This is a genomic window from Aquabacterium sp. A08 (assembly GCF_011742065.1).
This window is the reverse complement of sequence record NZ_JAAQQT010000014.1, coordinates 1-276: the sequence shown is the minus strand read 5'-3', so window position 1 is coordinate 276 and position 276 is coordinate 1. Positions and strand designations below refer to the sequence as shown.

Annotated in this window: 1 protein-coding gene; it reads right to left on the bottom strand. The window is 66.3% G+C overall.

The features are described 5' to 3' along the window. On the bottom strand, window positions 1–191 hold a 191-nt coding region (locus tag HA630_RS26635; protein ID WP_166831951.1), incomplete at its 3' end, for a nuclear transport factor 2 family protein. Window positions 192–276 lie beyond the last annotated feature (85 nt).

Sequence of the window (276 nt, the reverse complement as noted above, 5' to 3'; positions counted from 1 at the left end):
AACATGGCCGCAAAGCTCTCGCGGATCGCCGGCGCTCCCAGCAGCCGCGGGCCGCCGGGGTGTACACACACCGGCTCCTCGTCGTCGGTCCAGCAATCCATCAGGGCCGCCACGTCGCCCTGCTGCAAGGCCTCGTAGAACGCCAGTTCCACGTCGTCCACCCCGGTGTCGTTCGGCAAAGGTCGTCGCATGCCGCTATTGTGCATGGCCCAAGAAAAAACCGCCTCCAGAGAGGCGGTTTCGGTGGCGTGCGGCGCAGAGCGGCGCGTCACTTTT